The sequence below is a fragment of the Motilimonas sp. 1_MG-2023 genome (assembly GCF_030547455.1).
Lineage (GTDB): Bacteria > Pseudomonadota > Gammaproteobacteria > Enterobacterales > CBDFNC01 > Motilimonas.
This window is the reverse complement of sequence record NZ_JAUOPX010000005.1, coordinates 127,262-143,561: the sequence shown is the minus strand read 5'-3', so window position 1 is coordinate 143,561 and position 16,300 is coordinate 127,262. Positions and strand designations below refer to the sequence as shown.

31 protein-coding genes are annotated in these 16,300 nt (G+C 44.3%); 4 read left to right on the top strand and 27 right to left on the bottom strand.

The genetic code is table 11. The features are described from left to right. Positions 1–11 precede the first annotated feature (11 nt). The 4 genes from Q4519_RS04310 to bfr (Q4519_RS04295) all read left to right on the top strand — a co-directional run bounded on the left by Q4519_RS04310 (position 12) and on the right by bfr (Q4519_RS04295) (position 2,997). The gene (locus tag Q4519_RS04310) at positions 12–641 is read left to right on the top strand and encodes a lytic transglycosylase domain-containing protein (RefSeq protein WP_282561098.1); all 630 of its coding nucleotides are present in this window, start codon (positions 12–14) and stop codon (positions 639–641) included. Between the two features lie 158 nt (positions 642–799). Next, positions 800–1,831, top strand: a complete 1,032-nt coding sequence (gene dapD, locus Q4519_RS04305; protein ID WP_303509887.1) for a 2,3,4,5-tetrahydropyridine-2,6-dicarboxylate N-succinyltransferase — start codon at positions 800–802, stop codon at positions 1,829–1,831. A gap of 220 nt (positions 1,832–2,051) precedes the next feature. Beyond that, positions 2,052–2,522: a bacterioferritin gene (gene bfr, locus Q4519_RS04300; RefSeq protein WP_303509884.1), complete on the top strand. Its 471-nt coding sequence runs from the start codon at positions 2,052–2,054 to the stop codon at positions 2,520–2,522. A gap of 1 nt (position 2,523) precedes the next feature. Then, entirely contained in the window at positions 2,524–2,997 is a 474-nt protein-coding gene (bfr, locus tag Q4519_RS04295; protein ID WP_232800683.1) for a bacterioferritin, read from the top strand. A gap of 44 nt (positions 2,998–3,041) precedes the next feature. Here the strand turns inward: bfr (Q4519_RS04295) and rplQ are convergent, their stop codons facing one another. The 27 genes from rplQ to rplC all read right to left on the bottom strand — a co-directional run bounded on the left by rplQ (position 3,042) and on the right by rplC (position 16,299). Then, complete coding sequence (gene rplQ, locus Q4519_RS04290; protein ID WP_232800684.1) at positions 3,042–3,434, bottom strand: 50S ribosomal protein L17; 393 nt, start codon at positions 3,432–3,434, stop codon at positions 3,042–3,044. Positions 3,435–3,476: 42 nt separating this feature from the next. Next, a complete protein-coding gene (gene rpoA, locus Q4519_RS04285; protein ID WP_232800685.1) occupies positions 3,477–4,463 on the bottom strand; it encodes a DNA-directed RNA polymerase subunit alpha in 987 nt (328 codons plus the stop codon). Between the two features lie 24 nt (positions 4,464–4,487). Next, entirely contained in the window at positions 4,488–5,108 is a 621-nt protein-coding gene (gene rpsD / locus Q4519_RS04280; protein ID WP_232800686.1) for a 30S ribosomal protein S4, read from the bottom strand. Positions 5,109–5,136: 28 nt separating this feature from the next. Further along, positions 5,137–5,526 (bottom strand): 30S ribosomal protein S11, encoded by a 390-nt coding sequence (gene rpsK / locus Q4519_RS04275; protein ID WP_232800687.1) that lies wholly within the window; start codon positions 5,524–5,526, stop codon positions 5,137–5,139. A 10-nt stretch (positions 5,527–5,536) separates the two neighbouring features. Further along, positions 5,537–5,893 carry a 30S ribosomal protein S13 gene (rpsM, locus tag Q4519_RS04270; protein ID WP_232800688.1) on the bottom strand — a complete coding sequence of 119 codons (357 nt, stop codon included), beginning with the start codon at positions 5,891–5,893 and terminating at the stop codon, positions 5,537–5,539. A gap of 140 nt (positions 5,894–6,033) precedes the next feature. Further along, positions 6,034–6,147 (bottom strand): 50S ribosomal protein L36, encoded by a 114-nt coding sequence (rpmJ, locus tag Q4519_RS04265; RefSeq protein WP_232800689.1) that lies wholly within the window; start codon positions 6,145–6,147, stop codon positions 6,034–6,036. A gap of 43 nt (positions 6,148–6,190) precedes the next feature. Beyond that, on the bottom strand, positions 6,191–7,516 hold the full coding sequence (gene secY, locus Q4519_RS04260) for a preprotein translocase subunit SecY (RefSeq protein WP_232800690.1): 1,326 nt from the start codon (positions 7,514–7,516) through the stop codon (positions 6,191–6,193). Positions 7,517–7,522: 6 nt separating this feature from the next. Further along, positions 7,523–7,957, bottom strand: coding sequence for a 50S ribosomal protein L15 (rplO, locus tag Q4519_RS04255; RefSeq protein WP_232800691.1), 435 nt, complete (start codon positions 7,955–7,957; stop codon positions 7,523–7,525). Positions 7,958–7,960: 3 nt separating this feature from the next. Further along, entirely contained in the window at positions 7,961–8,140 is a 180-nt protein-coding gene (rpmD, locus tag Q4519_RS04250) for a 50S ribosomal protein L30 (protein WP_232800692.1), read from the bottom strand. Positions 8,141–8,146: 6 nt separating this feature from the next. Next, positions 8,147–8,647, bottom strand: a complete 501-nt coding sequence (gene rpsE, locus Q4519_RS04245) for a 30S ribosomal protein S5 (RefSeq protein ID WP_232800693.1) — start codon at positions 8,645–8,647, stop codon at positions 8,147–8,149. A gap of 10 nt (positions 8,648–8,657) precedes the next feature. Continuing rightward, positions 8,658–9,008, bottom strand: coding sequence for a 50S ribosomal protein L18 (gene rplR / locus Q4519_RS04240; protein ID WP_232800694.1), 351 nt, complete (start codon positions 9,006–9,008; stop codon positions 8,658–8,660). Between the two features lie 9 nt (positions 9,009–9,017). Beyond that, a complete protein-coding gene (gene rplF / locus Q4519_RS04235) occupies positions 9,018–9,551 on the bottom strand; it encodes a 50S ribosomal protein L6 (RefSeq protein ID WP_232800695.1) in 534 nt (177 codons plus the stop codon). Between the two features lie 9 nt (positions 9,552–9,560). Further along, complete coding sequence (rpsH, locus tag Q4519_RS04230) at positions 9,561–9,953, bottom strand: 30S ribosomal protein S8 (protein WP_303509875.1); 393 nt, start codon at positions 9,951–9,953, stop codon at positions 9,561–9,563. Positions 9,954–9,977: 24 nt separating this feature from the next. After that, the gene (gene rpsN / locus Q4519_RS04225; protein ID WP_232800697.1) at positions 9,978–10,283 is read right to left on the bottom strand and encodes a 30S ribosomal protein S14; all 306 of its coding nucleotides are present in this window, start codon (positions 10,281–10,283) and stop codon (positions 9,978–9,980) included. Positions 10,284–10,294: 11 nt separating this feature from the next. Continuing rightward, positions 10,295–10,834, bottom strand: coding sequence for a 50S ribosomal protein L5 (gene rplE / locus Q4519_RS04220; RefSeq protein ID WP_232800698.1), 540 nt, complete (start codon positions 10,832–10,834; stop codon positions 10,295–10,297). A gap of 12 nt (positions 10,835–10,846) precedes the next feature. Beyond that, positions 10,847–11,161 (bottom strand): 50S ribosomal protein L24, encoded by a 315-nt coding sequence (rplX, locus tag Q4519_RS04215; protein WP_303509871.1) that lies wholly within the window; start codon positions 11,159–11,161, stop codon positions 10,847–10,849. 15 nt (positions 11,162–11,176) lie between these two features. Beyond that, positions 11,177–11,545: a 50S ribosomal protein L14 gene (gene rplN / locus Q4519_RS04210; protein WP_232800700.1), complete on the bottom strand. Its 369-nt coding sequence runs from the start codon at positions 11,543–11,545 to the stop codon at positions 11,177–11,179. A gap of 164 nt (positions 11,546–11,709) precedes the next feature. After that, positions 11,710–11,958: a 30S ribosomal protein S17 gene (rpsQ, locus tag Q4519_RS04205; RefSeq protein ID WP_232800701.1), complete on the bottom strand. Its 249-nt coding sequence runs from the start codon at positions 11,956–11,958 to the stop codon at positions 11,710–11,712. Then, positions 11,958–12,149 (bottom strand): 50S ribosomal protein L29, encoded by a 192-nt coding sequence (gene rpmC, locus Q4519_RS04200; RefSeq protein WP_232800702.1) that lies wholly within the window; start codon positions 12,147–12,149, stop codon positions 11,958–11,960. Before rpmC ends, rpsQ begins: the two co-directional genes overlap by 1 nt. After that, entirely contained in the window at positions 12,149–12,559 is a 411-nt protein-coding gene (rplP, locus tag Q4519_RS04195) for a 50S ribosomal protein L16 (protein ID WP_232800703.1), read from the bottom strand. Before rplP ends, rpmC begins: the two co-directional genes overlap by 1 nt. Before the next feature lie 12 nt (positions 12,560–12,571). Next, entirely contained in the window at positions 12,572–13,261 is a 690-nt protein-coding gene (gene rpsC / locus Q4519_RS04190; protein WP_232800704.1) for a 30S ribosomal protein S3, read from the bottom strand. Positions 13,262–13,264: 3 nt separating this feature from the next. Beyond that, the gene (rplV, locus tag Q4519_RS04185; protein ID WP_232800705.1) at positions 13,265–13,600 is read right to left on the bottom strand and encodes a 50S ribosomal protein L22; all 336 of its coding nucleotides are present in this window, start codon (positions 13,598–13,600) and stop codon (positions 13,265–13,267) included. Positions 13,601–13,610: 10 nt separating this feature from the next. Next, on the bottom strand, positions 13,611–13,889 hold the full coding sequence (gene rpsS / locus Q4519_RS04180) for a 30S ribosomal protein S19 (protein WP_119909482.1): 279 nt from the start codon (positions 13,887–13,889) through the stop codon (positions 13,611–13,613). A 15-nt stretch (positions 13,890–13,904) separates the two neighbouring features. Next, the gene (rplB, locus tag Q4519_RS04175) at positions 13,905–14,732 is read right to left on the bottom strand and encodes a 50S ribosomal protein L2 (protein ID WP_232800706.1); all 828 of its coding nucleotides are present in this window, start codon (positions 14,730–14,732) and stop codon (positions 13,905–13,907) included. A gap of 14 nt (positions 14,733–14,746) precedes the next feature. After that, positions 14,747–15,046, bottom strand: a complete 300-nt coding sequence (gene rplW / locus Q4519_RS04170; protein ID WP_232800707.1) for a 50S ribosomal protein L23 — start codon at positions 15,044–15,046, stop codon at positions 14,747–14,749. Further along, complete coding sequence (gene rplD / locus Q4519_RS04165; protein WP_303509861.1) at positions 15,043–15,648, bottom strand: 50S ribosomal protein L4; 606 nt, start codon at positions 15,646–15,648, stop codon at positions 15,043–15,045. Before rplD ends, rplW begins: the two co-directional genes overlap by 4 nt. A 12-nt stretch (positions 15,649–15,660) precedes the next feature. Further along, positions 15,661–16,299, bottom strand: coding sequence for a 50S ribosomal protein L3 (gene rplC / locus Q4519_RS04160; RefSeq protein WP_232800709.1), 639 nt, complete (start codon positions 16,297–16,299; stop codon positions 15,661–15,663). Position 16,300: the final 1 nt, after the last annotated feature.

Genomic DNA, 16,300 nt, shown 5'->3' with positions numbered 1-16,300 from the left:
GAGGAATTACTATGTATAGAATATTTCTAACGCTGACATTATGGTTAAGCATCTATGTGCCGACAGCAAGTGCGGATGTTTATATGTGGGTAGACAGCAATGGTACGACACATTTTGCACAAAAAAAGTTAAATAAAAATTATACTCTACTAATGCGTACCCCTAAGCAAACCACCCCAGCAAGCTTTGGTAACTGGACCGACAAACCGGCCAAACGAGTTAAAATATATAAAGTAAATAAAAAGCTACGCCAGCATTACCACCCAACCATTGTGGATATTGCCTCTCGCCATCAATTAGAGCCGGCATTACTTCACGCGGTAATTAGTGCAGAGTCGGGTTATAACCCACAAGCCGTTTCTCGTGCTGGAGCAGTAGGTATGATGCAGCTGATGCCTGGCACCGCCAAGATGCTCGGCGTCAGCAATAGCTACGATGTGGTTCAGAATATGGAAGGTGGTGCGAAATATCTAAGAAGTTTGCTCAACCAATACAACAATAAGAAATTGGCTTTAGCCGCTTACAATGCCGGCCCAGGTGCGGTAAAAAAATACAATAATCAAATCCCACCTTATAAAGAAACACAAAACTATGTCAAAAAAGTGATGCAGTATTACGAGACCTATCGGCAAAACATGTAGTTCACTCTCAGCTGATCGAGATAATGCCGATTAATTCGGCTAAACACTTCAATTGTGCCAACCAGATCATTATTATGTGTTCCACACTAAAAAAATAGACCCCTCGTTTTGCAGCTCAATTTTTGCAATTCATTATTTTCTTTGGAGAAGTACTTAACATGGCAAGTTTTTCATTGGCGTTCGGTAGCGCAACAAAAAATAACAGCGGAAAAATTATCGAAGCTTTCTTCCCTAATCCAGTTCTAAGCCCAAGTGCAGATCTTATTACAGCGTTAACAGCGGTAGTTGACTATCAAGGCGGCAACGAAGTTTTTGAGATAACCTCAGAGCAAAGTAAGGCGTTAGCAGGCGCATTTAACCAAGCTGGCGACGATAAAAATGCTAAGTTTGCACAACAGGCAGCGAGCTCAACTCAGCCTTTGGTGTTAGTTATTTTAGCGACTGATGAGAAGCCAGCAAGCGTCGCGGAAGGTTTCTTAAAGCTACAACTATTGTCGCATCGCTTAGTTAAACCACATGGCTTAGTACTAGATGGTATCTTTGGTTTACTACATAACATCGCATGGACTAACGAAGGCCCAATAGATTTGCCTGAACTAGCAGAGCGCCAAATTGAAGCGCGTCTTGCAGGGCGTACACTTAGCGTAAACTGTGTAGACAAATTCCCTAAAATGACTGATTACGTGGTGCCGACTGGCGTACGTATTGCGCACACAGCACGCGTTCGCTTGGGTGCACACATTGGCGAAGGTACAACAGTAATGCATGAAGGTTTTGTTAACTTTAATGCAGGCACAGAAGCCGTGAGCATGGTGGAAGGGCGTATTTCTGCTGGCGTCATGGTCGGAAACGGTAGTGATGTGGGTGGCGGCGCGTCTATCATGGGCACCCTAAGCGGGGGCGGTAGTGTTGTTGTCTCTATCGGTGAAAACAGCCTTCTAGGTGCCAATGCTGGCCTAGGCTTCCCATTGGGTGATCGCTGTACGCTAGAGTCAGGTTTATATGTCACAGCGGGAACCAAGGTTACTATGCTGGATTCAGAAGGAAAAGAAGTTGAAGTTGTCAAAGCTCGTGATTTATCGGGTAAGAGTGACTTATTATTCCGTCGTAATTCAATAACAGGTAAGATTGAGTGCTTAACCAATAAGTCCGCTGTTGAACTTAATTCTGAGCTGCATAGTAACAATTAATAAATAATAGTAGCTAGTTGCTTAAGATAGCCGTGTAACTCCGCTTACATGGCTGTCTCCCTTCTTCGTAAAGCAAATAAAAACACCTCTCAGTATCAATACTACGTTTTTGAATTTATTAGATATATTAATTATTTTCTATATATCGAAATAGACTTGCATAATTATTTATCTATACCAATATAAATTGACACAAATCAATTTAGACTTGGAGAAGAAAATGAAAGGCAACAGTAAAGTCCTGCCCGAATTGAATAAGATCCTCACGTTAGAACTCACTTCAATTAACCAGTATTTCTTACATGCTCGTATGTTTAAGAACTGGGGCCTTGGCGAGTTAGATGAAAAGGATTATAAAAAATCGATTAAAGATATGAAGCAAGCAGATGAGTTGATTGAGCGGATCCTGTTTCTTGAAGGCCTACCAAATTTACAACAACTTGGGAAACTTAGGATTGGTGAAAATACTACAGAGATGCTGGAATGCGACATGGCCTTTCAGTGCGAGCAAATAACTGCACTACGCAGTGCAATTGGGCTATGTGAACAAGAGCAAGACTATAACAGTCGAGAGTTGCTAGAGGCCATTCTTGAGTATGAAGAAGAACACCTCGATTGGATTGAATCACAACAGTTTTTAATCCAAGCAACGGGGATCGAAAATTATCAACAATCAATGATGGAGAGTTAACATGCTAGGTAAACAAGTCGTAATCGATCACCTCAATAAGCAACTAACGCTTGAGCTTACCTCCATGGATCAGTATCTCGCACATTCCAAGATGTACGAAGATTGGGGTATTAATAGGCTACATGAAAAATTAGCTCACGAATATGAAGAGGAGCTCGAGCATGCGCAGAAGCTGATTGAGCGGATCCTATTTCTAGAAGGCACACCGGATACAGCATCCCGAATGGCAATTCATATTGGTTCAAATGTTGAAGAAATGCTTAGGAACGATCTTGCTGCAGAGTATACAGTCGCGAATAGCCTGCGAGAGATCATCGCTATTTGCGAAAAAGAACAGGACTATGTTAGTAGAGATATGTTAACCAAGCTACTTGATGACACCGAGATGGATCATATTTATTGGCTAGAGCAACATTTAGGTCTTATAGAAAAGATCGGTATACAAAATTATGTACAAGCGCAAATGGGAAGTTAAATAAAGGCAAGATAAAAAAAAGGCCGGGTAAACCCGGCCATTTTTTATTCTTCTGCTGCGTCTTCTACTGCTTCAACAACTGGGCGCTCAACCAGCTCGATGTATGCCATAGGAGCATTATCACCAGCACGGAAGCCACATTTTAGAATACGAGTGTAGCCGCCAGGGCGAGACTCGTAACGTGGACCCAATTCATTGAATAATTTGCCAACAACGCTGTTATCACGTGTGCGAGCAAATGCTAAACGACGGTTAGCAACACTGTCTTGTTTAGCTAGTGTAATTAATGGTTCAACTACACGACGAAGTTCTTTAGCTTTAGGCAAGGTTGTTTTGATAACTTCATGAGTTACCAAAGAGCTTGCCATGTTACGAAACATAGCCTGACGATGACTGCTGTTTCGGTTAAGTTGACGTCCACTCTTGCGATGGCGCATAACCTAATCCTTCTAACTAATACGTTAACTCAGTAAATCTGATTATTCGTCAGCAATACTTGCTGGCGGCCAATTTTCAAGGCGCATGCCCAGAGATAAACCACGTGATGCCAATACATCCTTAATTTCAGTCAGAGACTTCTTACCAAGGTTTGGCGTTTTCAATAGTTCAACTTCGGTACGCTGTACCAGATCACCGATGTAATGGATCGATTCTGCTTTCAAACAGTTAGCAGAACGAACCGTTAGCTCTAGATCATCTACGGGACGAAGCAGGATTGGATCGAACTCAGGCTTCTCTTCTTTCTCTTCTGGTTCAGTTACATCACGAAGGTCTACGAACGCATCTAGCTGTTCAGCTAAAATTGTAGCAGAGCGACGAATCGCTTCTTCAGGATCTAAAGTACCATTAGTTTCCATGTCGATGACTAGTTTGTCTAAATCTGTACGTTGTTCTACACGAGCAGCTTCAACACTGTAAGCAATACGCTCTACAGGGCTATATGCCGCATCGACTAGCAAACGACCGATTGGACGCTCTTCATCTTCCGAATGGACACGAATTGAAGCTGGTACGTAACCACGACCACGTTGAACTCGGATGCGCATGCTAATGTCAGCATTGCTTGTCAAAGTACAAATAACGTGCTCTGGGTTAACTATCTCCACATCACCATCATGAGTGATGTCTCCCGCTAGTACAGGGCCTTCACCAGACTTTGTAAGCGTTAGCAGTGCTTCATCTTTACCTTCCAGTTTAACTGCAAGGCCTTTAAGATTAAGTAGGATTTCAAGAACATCTTCTTGAACGCCTTCCTTAGTACTGTATTCATGCATTACACCGTCGATTTCAACTTCAGTCACTGCACAACCTGGCATAGATGAAAGTAGAATGCGACGTAAAGCGTTACCTAAAGTATGGCCGAAACCACGCTCTAAAGGCTCGAGTGTAACTCGTGCACGATTAGCGGTAACCTGCTCGATGTCAACTAGTCTAGGTTTAAGAAATTCAGTTACAGAACCCTGCATTATGTCCTCTCTTAGCAGTTAACTTTACTTAGAGTAAAGTTCGACGATCAGCTGTTCGTTAATGTCCGCAGACAAATCAGAACGTTCTGGATAGCGCTTAAAAGTGCCTTCCATCTTGTTAGTGTCAACTTCTACCCAAGTAGGAAGTTCACGCTGTTGAGCGATTTCTAGAGCCGCTTTAATACGAGCTTGACTCTTAGCTTTTTCGCGAACGCTGATAACGTCGTTTGGTTTAACGTTGTACGATGGAATGTTTACCACTTTACCATTTACTAGAATAGCTTTATGGCTAACTAGTTGGCGAGATTCTGCGCGAGTAGAACCAAGACCGAAACGGTATACAACATTATCTAGACGACTTTCAAGAAGTTGTAGCAGGTTTGAACCTGTAGCACCTTTTAAACGTGCTGCTTCTTTGTAGTAGTTACGGAATTGCTTTTCTAGTACGCCGTACATACGACGAACTTTTTGCTTTTCACGTAATTGTAAACCGTAGTCAGATAGACGAGGTTTACGCGCACCATGTACACCAGGTGCATTATCAATCTTACACTTAGAGTCGATCGCACGAACACCAGACTTCAAAAATAGGTCGGTGCCTTCACGACGGCTAAGTTTGAGCTTAGGCCCAATATATCTTGCCATTTTCTTTCTCCAACAGGTCTAAAAAACGTTATACGCGACGTTTCTTAGGTGGACGACAACCGTTGTGTGGAATCGGAGTCACATCAGTAATATTAGTGATGCGGAAACCCGCTGCGTTTAACGCACGGATTGAAGACTCACGACCCGGACCAGGACCTTTAACGAAAACTTCTACGTTTTTCAGTCCATACTCTTTTGCAGCTTCAGCAGCGCGCTCAGAAGCGACCTGCGCAGCAAATGGAGTTGACTTACGTGAACCACGGAAGCCAGAACCACCTGCAGTAGCCCAAGAAAGAGCATTACCTTGACGATCGGTGATGGTAACGATTGTGTTGTTGAAAGATGCATGGATATGAGCCATGCCGTCAGCAACCTGCTTTTTGACGCGCTTACGAGCGCGAGTTGGAGCTTTAGCCATTACTTAACCCCTACTTCTTAATCGGTTTACGTGGGCCTTTACGAGTACGAGCATTCGTTTTAGAACGCTGTCCACGTACAGGCAAGCTGCGACGATGGCGAAGACCACGGTAACAACCAAGGTCCATTAGACGCTTGATGCTCATGGAAATTTCACGGCGTAAGTCACCCTCAACGGTAAACTTAGCTACTTCAGTACGAAGAGACTCAATTTGAGCTTCGTCTAATTCCTTGATCTTAACATTTTCAGCAATACCCGCTTCAGCACAAACTTTTTGTGCACGAGTTTTACCGATACCATAAATCGCAGTTAAGGCGATCACAGTATGCTTCTGATCAGGAATGTTAATGCCAGCGATACGGGCCACTATGCACTCCTAGTATTAATTAAAGGCCATCTGCGAAAAGCCCGGTAGGATACTCAACAGACGACAAAATTGCAAGCAAAAAACAGCTCTGATGGTTTAATAACCATCAGGCTGCAATTCATCTCGATGAAATCTCTGACTTAGCCTTGGCGTTGTTTATGCTTTGGCTCACTGCAGATTACACGTACAACGCCGTGGCGTTTGATAACCTTACAGTTACGACAGATTTTCTTAACGGATGCACGAACTTTCATTGCATAACTCCGTAAACAAATAGCTTACCCTAAAAATTAGATCTTAGCGACCATAACCTTTAAGATTTGCCTTTTTCAGGACGGATTCATATTGATGAGACATCAAATGAGTCTGAACCTGAGCCATAAAATCCATGATTACTACAACAATAATCAACAACGATGTACCACCGAAGTAGAATTGTGTGTTCATTGTAATCATCATGAACTCGGGAACCAGACAGACAAAGGTAATATAAAGTGCGCCAGCTAATGTTAGGCGTGTCATTACTTTGTCTATGTAGCGCGAAGTTTGTTCTCCGGGACGAATACCTGGAATAAAGGCACCGCTCTTCTTCAAGTTATCTGCCGTCTCGCGTGGATTAAACACAAGTGCAGTGTAGAAGAAGCAGAAGAAGATAATGGCAGCTGCATACAGCATTGCATGTAGCGGCTGGCCAGGTTGTAACGCGAGCGAAAACTCACCTAACCATTCAAAACCTTCAGTCTGTCCGAACCATTGTGCAATAGTACCAGGGAACAAGATTACACTTGAGGCAAAGATAGCTGGGATTACACCGGCCATATTTAGCTTCAGTGGTAAATGCGTGCTTTGTGCAGCAAATACCTTTCTACCTTGCTGGCGCTTGGCGTAGTTAACAACAATACGTCGCTGACCACGTTCAACAAACACCACAAAATAAGTTACTGCGAATACAATTGCGGCAAGCAAAAATAACAGTAACAAGTGTAATTCACCTTGGCGGGCTTGCTCTGCCGTCTGACCAATAGCAGACGGTAAACCAGCAACGATACCTACGAAAATCAGAATCGAGATACCATTACCTATGCCACGTTCGGTAATTTGTTCACCTAGCCACATAAGGAACATTGTTCCTGTGACTAAACTGATTACAGCTGTCAAATAGAAGCTCATGCCTGGGTTAACCACAAGGCCTGGGATCATATTTGGCAAACCAGTTGCAATACCAATTGCTTGGAATGTACCGAGTACCAACGTACCGTATCGGGTATATTGGCTAATCTTACGTCGTCCCGACTCACCTTCTTTTTTCAATTCAGCAAGTGGTGGGTGTACTACTGTCAGCAGTTGCACAATAATCGATGCCGAAATATACGGCATGATACCTAACGCAAGAATAGATGCACGTTCAAGTGCACCACCAGAGAACATATTGAACATTTCAATGATGGTGCCTTTAGACTGCTGCATCAACTCAGCGAGGACAGCGGCGTCAATACCAGGAATTGGAATAAAGGAGCCCGCACGAAACACCAATATGGCACCTAGTACAAATAACAAGCGAGATTTAAGTTCACTTAAACCGCCTTGTGAGCCCTTCCCTTCTAACCCTGGTTTCTTAGCCATTTAATCTTATTCCTCGATTTTTCCGCCGACAGCTTCAATTGCAGCACGCGCGCCTTTTGTTGCTTTAAGGCCTTGTACTGTTACTTGGCGAGAAACTTCACCAGACAATACAATTTTCGCGAACCGAATATTATCAGCAATGATACCGGCTTTTTTCAGAGTTTCTAGAGAAACTACGTCACCTTCAACTTTCGCTAATTCACTTAAGCGAATTTCAGAACTTACTAAACTCTTACGAGAAGTAAAACCGAACTTAGGTAGACGTTGTTTCAAAGGCATTTGACCGCCTTCAAAACCTGGACGAACAGAACCGCCAGAACGAGATTTCTGACCTTTATGTCCGCGGCCACAGGTTTTACCTAGACCAGAACCGATACCACGACCTACACGTCTTGCTGCTGGTTTTGAACCTGCTGCTGGAGATAGAGTATTAAGTTTCATCAATTAATCCTCCACTTTAACCATGTAGTAAACTGAATTAACCATACCGCGAACAGAAGGAGTATCTTCTAGTTCAACAGTGTGGCCAATGCGGCGTAGACCTAAACCAGTTAACGTAGCTTTATGCTTCGGTAAACGGCCGATCGCGCTTTTAGTTTGAGTTACTTTAATCGTCTTAGCCATGGTCAATTACCCTAAAATCTGGTCAACAGTCAGACCACGCTTAGCAGCAACTTGCTCAGGAGCATTCATGCTCTCAAGCGCGTCGATAGTAGCGCGAACGATGTTGATTGGGTTAGTAGAACCGTAAGCTTTAGCAAGTACGTTTTGTACACCTACTACTTCTAGTACTGCACGCATCGCACCACCGGCGATGATACCTGTACCTTCAGATGCTGGCTGCATGTAAACTTTTGAGCCAGAGTGGCGCCCCTTAATAGGGTGCTGAAGTGTAGTACCATTAAGCGTTACAGTCGTTAGATTACGGCGCGCTTTTTCCATTGCTTTCTGGATAGCTGCAGGCACTTCACGTGCTTTACCGTAACCAAAACCTACACGACCATTGCCGTCACCAACTACTGTTAGTGCCGTGAAGCTAAAGATGCGACCACCTTTAACTACTTTTGAAACTCGGTTAACTGCGATAAGTTTTTCGTTCAGTTCACCGGCTTGAGTTTGTTCTTTTGCCATGACCCGCCCCTTAGAACTGAAGACCAGCTTCACGAGCCGCTTCAGCTAATGCTGAGATGCGACCATGATATTGAAAACCGCTGCGGTCGAAAGATACTTTAGCAACACCTTTCTCTACAGCACGCTCAGCAACCAATTTACCGATTAGCTTAGCCGCTTCAACATTACCACCGTTTTTAACTTGACTAGCAACGTCTTTTTCAACTGTTGATGCAGTTGCAATAACTTTTGCTTCTGGCGAGATCACCTGCGCGTAAGTGTGGCGCGGAGTACGGTGAATCACCAGGCGAGTTGCTCCCAACTCTTGCAATTTCTTACGCGTACGAGTTGCACGACGTAGACGAGATGCTTTCTTATCCATAGTGTTACCTTACTTCTTCTTAGCCTCTTTACGACGCACGTCTTCGTCAGCATAACGTACACCTTTACCTTTGTAAGGCTCTGGTGGACGGTAACCACGAATATCGGCGGCAACCTGTCCAATCAACTGCTTATCAATACCTTTCAGTACGATTTCAGTATTTGATGGACACTCGGCAGTGATACCTTCAGGTAGTGCGTGCTCAACAGGGTGAGAGAAACCTAGTGTTAGGTTTACTACTTTACCTTGAACAGCTGCACGGTAACCAACACCTAGTAGCTGAAGTTTGCGTTCGAAACCTTTCGATACGCCTTCAACCATGTTGTTAACTAGTGAGCGAGCAGTACCAGCTTGAGCACTTGCTCCAACTACACCCTCAACCCAAGAAAAAGTCAGTTTACCTTCTTCTTCTTTAACAACAACAGCATTGTTAATAACACGGCTTAATGAACCGTTGTTACCTTTAACTGTGATTTCCTGGCCGTTAATTTTAACTTCTACGCCAGCTGGAATAGCAACAGGCGATTTAGCAACGCGTGACATATCTACTCCTTAAGCTACGTAACAGATGATCTCACCACCGATGCCCGCTTTACGCGCTGCACGATCGGTCATCACACCTTGTGAAGTTGAAACAATTGCAACACCTAGGCCGTCAAGAACTTTTGGCAGTTCTGAAGAGCTTTTGTAGATGCGCAGACCTGGACGACTAACACGTTTAATGCTGTCGATAACTTTTTTACCTTGGAAGTACTTAAGAGTTACTTCCAATTCTGGTTTAGCTTCACCAACTAGAGCGAAATCAGCGATATAGCCTTCTTCTTTAAGCACTGCAGCGATAGCTACTTTTTGCTTAGAAGATGGCATTTTCACTGCAACTTTGTTGGCCGCTTGACCGTTGCGAATGCGTGTTAGCATATCAGCAATAGGATCTTGCATGCTCATATTTGCTTACTCCGTGATAGTGGATTACCAACTAGCCTTTTTAAGGCCAGGAACTTCACCGCGCATCATGTGTTCACGCAGCTTAATACGGCTCATGCCGAATTTACGCAGGTAACCATGTGGGCGACCAGTAACGTTACAGCGGTTACGCTGACGACTCTTACTGGAATCACGAGGTAGCGTTTGTAGCTTAAGCACTGCAGCCCAACGGTCTTCATCTGATGTATTCACGTCAGTGATCGCCGCTTTTAGCGCTGCGCGTTGTTCAGCGTACTTGCTAACCAGTTTTTCACGTTTTGCTTCACGTGCTTTCATGGATTGTTTAGCCATAACCCTACACCTTATTTACGGAATGGGAAGTTGAATGCAGCTAACAGTGCACGACCTTCTTCATCTGAAGCAGCAGTAGTAGTGATAGTAATATCAAGACCACGTACTTTATCGACTTTATCGTAATCGATTTCAGGGAAGATGATTTGCTCACGTACACCCATGCTGTAGTTACCACGGCCGTCGAATGACTTAGGATTCAAGCCGCGGAAGTCACGTACACGTGGTAGCGAAATGCTAACCAAGCGTTCGAAGAATTCCCACATCCGTTCACCGCGTAAGGTCACTTTACAACCAATAGGGTAGCCTTCACGGATCTTGAAGCCCGCAACAGATTTGCGCGCCTTGGTGATTAGTGGCTTTTGACCAGAAATTGCAGCCATATCAGCAGCCGCATTCTCTAGTGCTTTTTTATCAGCCAGAGCTTCACCAACACCCATATTTAGGGTGATCTTTTCAATCCGAGGGACTTGCATGACAGATTTGTAACCGAACTTCGTTTGAAGATCAGACGCTACTGTCTCTTTGTAAAAATCATGCAGTTTCGCCATCGTAAACTCCAATTACTTCACAGTTTCATTATTAGATTTGAAGAAACGTACTTTTTTGCCGTCTTCAAGTCTAAAACCAACACGATCAGCTTTACCCGTAGATGGGTTAAGGATCGCAACGTTTGAAGCGTCAATTGCCGCTTCTTTTTCAACGATGCCACCTGCTACACCCAATTGAGGGTTTGGCTTGGTGTGCTTCTTGATAGTATTTACGCCTTCGACGAACACTTTGCCGTTAGGTAGAACTTTGGTAACTTTACCAGTTTTACCTTTATCTTTACCGGCTAGTACGATCACTTCGTCGTCACGAATAATTTTTGCTGCCATTATTGACTCCGCCTTTTACAGTACTTCAGGTGCCAGAGACACAATTTTCATAAATTGCTCTGAACGAAGTTCACGAGTCACAGGCCCAAAGATACGTGTACCAATTGGTTGTTTGTTTGCATTCAAGATAACCGCAGCATTGCGGTCAAAACGAATCAAAGAACCATCAGGACGACGTACACCTTTTCTGGTACGCACTACCACAGCATTGTAAACATCACCTTTTTTAACTTTACCGCGAGGAATTGCTTCCTTAACAGTAACTTTGATGATGTCACCAATCGCTGCATAACGGCGGTGCGAGCCACCAAGGACCTTAATACACATTACGCTACGTGCGCCTGAGTTATCAGCCACGTCAAGCATACTTTGCATCTGGATCATTTCAGTGCTCCGCTATTATTACAACAAGATTTCAGCCTAATCTGAAATCATGGCTACCTTCCCTTTAGAGGGCGGCGCATTATAACACCACATTCTGAGAAAAGGTAGTATAAATAAAAAGCGGCCCCAATAAAGGCGCCGCTTTTTTTGAAAAAGCTTAAAAATTAAGCTTTTGCAATTACTTCAACCAATGTCCAAGACTTAGTCTTAGAAAGAGGGCGACATTCACGGATAAGAACCCAATCGCCTTCAACACACTGATTTGTTTCGTCATGTACGTGTAGCTTAGTAGTACGCTTGATGAACTTACCGTAGATCGGATGTTTCACTTTACGTTCAATCGCTACTGTGATGGACTTGTCCATCTTGTCGCTGATGACTTTAGCTTGAAGAGTACGAGTATTTTCGCTCATTACGCATCTGCCTTCTGAGTTAGCAAAGTTTTAACACGCGCGATGTTACGGCGTACTTCTTTTTGCAAGTGAGTTTGAGCCAGTTGGCCTGTGCTCGCTTGCATGCGTAGGTTGAACTGCTCGCGTAATAGGCTTAACAGTTCAGCATTCAGCTCTTCAACGCTCTTAGTTTTAAGTTCGCTTGCTTTCATTACATCACCGTTCTTGTTACGAAAGTAGTACTGATAGGCAGTTTAGCAGCTGCTAGTGCAAATGCTTCACGTGCTATCGCCTCTGGAACGCCTTCCATTTCGTAAAGGACTTTACCAGGTTGAATTTGAGCAACCCAATATTCTACGTTACCTTTACCTTTACCCATACGAACCTCAAGAGGTTTTTCTGTAATAGGCTTATCAGGGAAAACGCGGATCCAGATTTTACCTTGACGCTTAACCGCACGAGTCATCGCACGACGTGCAGCTTCAATTTGACGTGCAGTCAAACGGCCACGTCCTGTCGCTTTAAGACCAAACTGGCCAAAGCTAACGTCTTGTCCTTTAGCTAGACCACGGTTACGACCGGTGTGCTGCTTACGGAATTTAGTACGTTTTGGTTGCAACATTTCTGAATCTCCTTACTTACCACGGCCTTTGCGTTTAGGCTTGGCAGGTGCTTCTGGTTGACCACCTAATGGTAGTGCACCAAGAACTTCACCTTTAAAGATCCAAACCTTAACACCAATGATACCGTAAGTAGTTAAAGCTTCAGACGTCGAGTAATCGATGTCTGCACGTAGTGTATGTAGAGGCACACGACCTTCACGATACCACTCAGTACGTGCGATTTCAGCACCACCAAGACGACCACTTACTTCAACTTTGATACCTTTAGCACCAAGACGCATTGCATTTTGAACTGCGCGCTTCATAGCACGACGGAACATAACACGACGCTCTAGCTGAGAAGAGATGCTGTCAGCTACTAGCTTGGCATCTAACTCTGGCTTACGCACTTCGGAAATGTTGATTTGTGCAGGTACACCAGCCATTTTAGCCACTGCATTGCGCAATTTTTCTACGTCTTCGCCTTTCTTACCAATAACAACACCTGGGCGAGCAGTGTGAATAGTCACACGAATACTCTTAGCAGGGCGTTCAATAGTAATTTTAGACAATGACGCATTTTTCAGTTCTTTAGTAAGGAACTGACGCACTTCGAAATCACCGTATAGGTTAGCAGCGAAGTCTTTTTCGGCATACCAGGTAGAGCTAAAAGGCTTAGTGATACCTAGGCGAATACCGTTAGGATGTACTTTCTGACCCATTACTTATCCCCTGTCCGATACCACAATTGTGATGTGGCTTGAACGCTTAAGAATGCGATCAGCACGGCCTTTAGCACGAGGCATAATACGCTTCATGGTTGGACCTTCATCAACAAAAATTTTGGCAACTTTTAGTTCATCAATATCAGCGCCTTCATTGTGCTCAGCGTTAGCAATAGCAGAATCAAGAACTTTCTTAACTAGGTCAGCGGCTTTTTTGTCGCTGAAAGTTAAAATGTTTAGCGCTTTTTCAACTGGTAGACCACGGATCTGGTCAGCAACTAGACGTGCTTTTTGCGCCGAAGTACGAGCAAACTTATGTTTAGCTAAAGCTTCCATTATCTACTCCTTACTTCTTCTTCGCTTTCTTATCTGCGACGTGGCCGCGATAAGTACGAGTTGGTGCAAACTCACCCAATTTTTGGCCGATCATTTCATCGGTTACAAATACTGGTACGTGCTGACGACCATTATGGACAGCGATGGTCAAACCAATCATATCTGGAATGATCATTGAACGACGGGACCAAGTCTTAACAGGCTTTTTGTCACCGCTTTCCAACGCTTTCTCTACCTTCTTCAACAAGTGTAGGTCAATAAATGGACCCTTCTTGAGAGAACGTGGCATGGCGTATTCCTCTAATTATTTCTTATTACGACGACGTACAATGTACTTATCAGTACGCTTGTTCGAACGAGTCTTGTAGCCCTTAGTTGGCACACCCCATGGTGAAACAGGATGACGACCACCAGAAGTACGACCTTCACCACCACCGTGTGGGTGATCAACCGGGTTCATTACAACACCACGTACTGTAGGGCGAACACCGCGCCAGCGGCTTGCACCAGCTTTACCTAGACGGCGAAGCATGTGCTCAGCATTACCAACTTCACCAATCGTCGCGCGACAATCTGACTGAACTTTACGCATTTCGCCAGAGCGAAGACGTAGTGTTACATAGTCACCATCACGAGCGATGATTTGTGCGTAAGCACCTGCTGAACGAGCTAATTGAGCACCCTTACCAGGCTTCATTTCCACAGCGTGCACAGTAGAACCTACTGGGATATTACGCATAGGAAGAGCGTTACCTGCTTTGATTGGCGCATCAATACCAGATAGTAGTGCATCGCCAGCTTGAACACCTTTAGGTGCTAAGATGTAGCGACGCTCACCGTCTGCATAAAGTACTAGTGCGATATTCGCAGTACGGTTTGGATCATATTCCAAACGCTCTACTTTTGCAGGGATGCCATCTTTATTACGTTTAAAGTCGATTACACGATAGTGTTGCTTATGACCACCACCGATGTGACGAACTGTAATACGACCGCCGTTGTTACGACCACCAGACTTAGACTTAGTCTCAAGTAGTGGTGCGTATGGCTTGCCTTTGTACAGGTCGTTGTTAACCACTTTAACGACGTGGCGACGACCTGGAGATGTAGGCTTACATTTTACAATAGCCATTGATAAAGTTCCTCTTACTCAGCGCCAGCGAAATCGATTTCAGCACCGTCTGCCAGAGTCACGTAAGCCTTTTTCCAATCGGAACGACGACCTACACGTTGACCATGACGCTTGGTTTTACCCTTAACAACAAGAGTGCTAACGCCAGTCACTTCAACTTCAAACAGTTTTTCAACTGCTGCTTTGATTTCTGCTTTAGTTGCTGTTGTAGCAACTTTGAACACAACTGTGTTGTCTAGTTCAGCAGAACGAGTGCTCTTCTCAGAGATATGTGGAGCACTCAGTACTTTCAGTAAACGTTCTTCACTGATCATGCTAAAGCCTCCTCAATCTTCTTAACTGCAGCAGCAGTAACAAGAACTTTCTCAAAGCCGATTAGGCTAACAGGGTCGATACCAGCAGCATCACGTACGTCAACTTTGTATAAGTTGCGCGCAGCTAGGAACAAGTTCTCATCTACTTCTTCAGTGATGATAAGAACGTCGTTTAGCTCAAGCTCTTTCAGCTTAGCTATTAGCTCTTTAGTCTTAGGTGTTTCAACAGCGAAGTTTTCAACAACTACTAGACGATCTTGGCGAACAAGTTCAGAAAGGATGCTTTGAACCGCACCACGATACATTTTCTTGTTAACTTTTTGGCTGTGGTCCTGTGGACGCGCAGCAAAAGTTACACCACCAGAACGCCAGATTGGGCTCGCTTGGCTACCAGAACGTGCGCGGCCAGTACCCTTTTGACGCCAAGGTTTTTTACCCGTACCAACGATCTCTGCACGAGTCTTTTGTTTACGTGTACCTTGACGAGCACCTGCAGCGTATGCAACGACAACCTGATGAATCAGGGCTTCGTTGAATTCACGTCCGAAGGTAGTTTCGGAAACTTCAAGAGCGCTTTGCGCGTCTTTCAATACCAATTCCATTACTATCTCCTGTTACGCTTTGACGGCAGGTTTGATGATGACGTCAGCGTTGATTGCACCTGGTACCGCACCTTTTACAAGGATAAGGTTACGCTCAGCGTCAACACGAACAACTTCTAGGTTCTGAGTCGTTACACGAACAGCACCCATGTGACCAGCCATTTTCTTGCCTTTAAATACGCGACCTGGAGTTTGACATTGGCCAATTGAACCCGGTGCACGATGGGCAAGAGAGTTACCGTGAGTCGCATCTTGAGTACGGAAGTTCCAACGCTTAACAGCACCTTGGAAGCCCTTACCTTTAGATTGACCAGTAACATCTACTTTATTTACTTCGTTGAAATTATCAACGTTCAGCTCAGCACCCACTTGGATGTCTGCGCCTTCATTGTCTGCAAGACGAAATTCCCACAAACCGCGACCTGCTTCAACACCAGCTTTCGCGAAAATACCTGCTTGAGGTTTATTTACGCGGCTTGCTTTTTTGGTGCCGGTGGTCACTTGAATTGCGCTGTAACCGTCAGTTTCTAGGCCTTTAACCTGAGTAACGCGGTTTGCAGTACATTCAATTACCGTAACTGGAATAGAAACGCCATCTTCAGTGAAGATGCGAGTCATACCAACTTTACGACCAACTAGACCGATTGTCATT

Bases quoted from the DNA above. Each gene is read 5' to 3' on its own strand.
- Q4519_RS04310 (WP_282561098.1), top strand. From the start codon at position 12: ATGTATAGAATATTTCTAACGCTGACATTATGGTTAAGCATCTATGTG.
- dapD (WP_303509887.1), top strand. From the start codon at position 800: ATGGCAAGTTTTTCATTGGCGTTCGGTAGCGCAACAAAAAATAACAGC.
- bfr (WP_303509884.1), top strand. From the start codon at position 2,052: ATGAAAGGCAACAGTAAAGTCCTGCCCGAATTGAATAAGATCCTCACG.
- bfr (WP_232800683.1), top strand. From the start codon at position 2,524: ATGCTAGGTAAACAAGTCGTAATCGATCACCTCAATAAGCAACTAACG.
- rplQ (WP_232800684.1), bottom strand. From the start codon at position 3,434: ATGCGCCATCGCAAGAGTGGACGTCAACTTAACCGAAACAGCAGTCAT.
- rpoA (WP_232800685.1), bottom strand. From the start codon at position 4,463: ATGCAGGGTTCTGTAACTGAATTTCTTAAACCTAGACTAGTTGACATC.
- rpsD (WP_232800686.1), bottom strand. From the start codon at position 5,108: ATGGCAAGATATATTGGGCCTAAGCTCAAACTTAGCCGTCGTGAAGGC.
- rpsK (WP_232800687.1), bottom strand. From the start codon at position 5,526: ATGGCTAAAGCTCCAACTCGCGCTCGTAAGCGCGTCAAAAAGCAGGTT.
- rpmJ (WP_232800689.1), bottom strand. From the start codon at position 6,147: ATGAAAGTTCGTGCATCCGTTAAGAAAATCTGTCGTAACTGTAAGGTT.
- secY (WP_232800690.1), bottom strand. From the start codon at position 7,516: ATGGCTAAGAAACCAGGGTTAGAAGGGAAGGGCTCACAAGGCGGTTTA.
- rplO (WP_232800691.1), bottom strand. From the start codon at position 7,957: ATGAAACTTAATACTCTATCTCCAGCAGCAGGTTCAAAACCAGCAGCA.
- rpmD (WP_232800692.1), bottom strand. From the start codon at position 8,140: ATGGCTAAGACGATTAAAGTAACTCAAACTAAAAGCGCGATCGGCCGT.
- rpsE (WP_232800693.1), bottom strand. From the start codon at position 8,647: ATGGCAAAAGAACAAACTCAAGCCGGTGAACTGAACGAAAAACTTATC.
- rplR (WP_232800694.1), bottom strand. From the start codon at position 9,008: ATGGATAAGAAAGCATCTCGTCTACGTCGTGCAACTCGTACGCGTAAG.
- rplF (WP_232800695.1), bottom strand. From the start codon at position 9,551: ATGTCACGCGTTGCTAAATCGCCTGTTGCTATTCCAGCTGGCGTAGAA.
- rpsH (WP_303509875.1), bottom strand. From the start codon at position 9,953: ATGAGCATGCAAGATCCTATTGCTGATATGCTAACACGCATTCGCAAC.
- rpsN (WP_232800697.1), bottom strand. From the start codon at position 10,283: ATGGCTAAACAATCCATGAAAGCACGTGAAGCAAAACGTGAAAAACTG.
- rplE (WP_232800698.1), bottom strand. From the start codon at position 10,834: ATGGCGAAACTGCATGATTTTTACAAAGAGACAGTAGCGTCTGATCTT.
- rplX (WP_303509871.1), bottom strand. From the start codon at position 11,161: ATGGCAGCAAAAATTATTCGTGACGACGAAGTGATCGTACTAGCCGGT.
- rplN (WP_232800700.1), bottom strand. From the start codon at position 11,545: ATGATCCAGATGCAAAGTATGCTTGACGTGGCTGATAACTCAGGCGCA.
- rpsQ (WP_232800701.1), bottom strand. From the start codon at position 11,958: ATGAGCGAAAATACTCGTACTCTTCAAGCTAAAGTCATCAGCGACAAG.
- rpmC (WP_232800702.1), bottom strand. From the start codon at position 12,149: ATGAAAGCAAGCGAACTTAAAACTAAGAGCGTTGAAGAGCTGAATGCT.
- rplP (WP_232800703.1), bottom strand. From the start codon at position 12,559: ATGTTGCAACCAAAACGTACTAAATTCCGTAAGCAGCACACCGGTCGT.
- rpsC (WP_232800704.1), bottom strand. From the start codon at position 13,261: ATGGGTCAGAAAGTACATCCTAACGGTATTCGCCTAGGTATCACTAAG.
- rplV (WP_232800705.1), bottom strand. From the start codon at position 13,600: ATGGAAGCTTTAGCTAAACATAAGTTTGCTCGTACTTCGGCGCAAAAA.
- rpsS (WP_119909482.1), bottom strand. From the start codon at position 13,889: ATGCCACGTTCTCTCAAGAAGGGTCCATTTATTGACCTACACTTGTTG.
- rplB (WP_232800706.1), bottom strand. From the start codon at position 14,732: ATGGCTATTGTAAAATGTAAGCCTACATCTCCAGGTCGTCGCCACGTC.
- rplW (WP_232800707.1), bottom strand. From the start codon at position 15,046: ATGATCAGTGAAGAACGTTTACTGAAAGTACTGAGTGCTCCACATATC.
- rplD (WP_303509861.1), bottom strand. From the start codon at position 15,648: ATGGAATTGGTATTGAAAGACGCGCAAAGCGCTCTTGAAGTTTCCGAA.
- rplC (WP_232800709.1), bottom strand. From the start codon at position 16,299: ATGACAATCGGTCTAGTTGGTCGTAAAGTTGGTATGACTCGCATCTTC.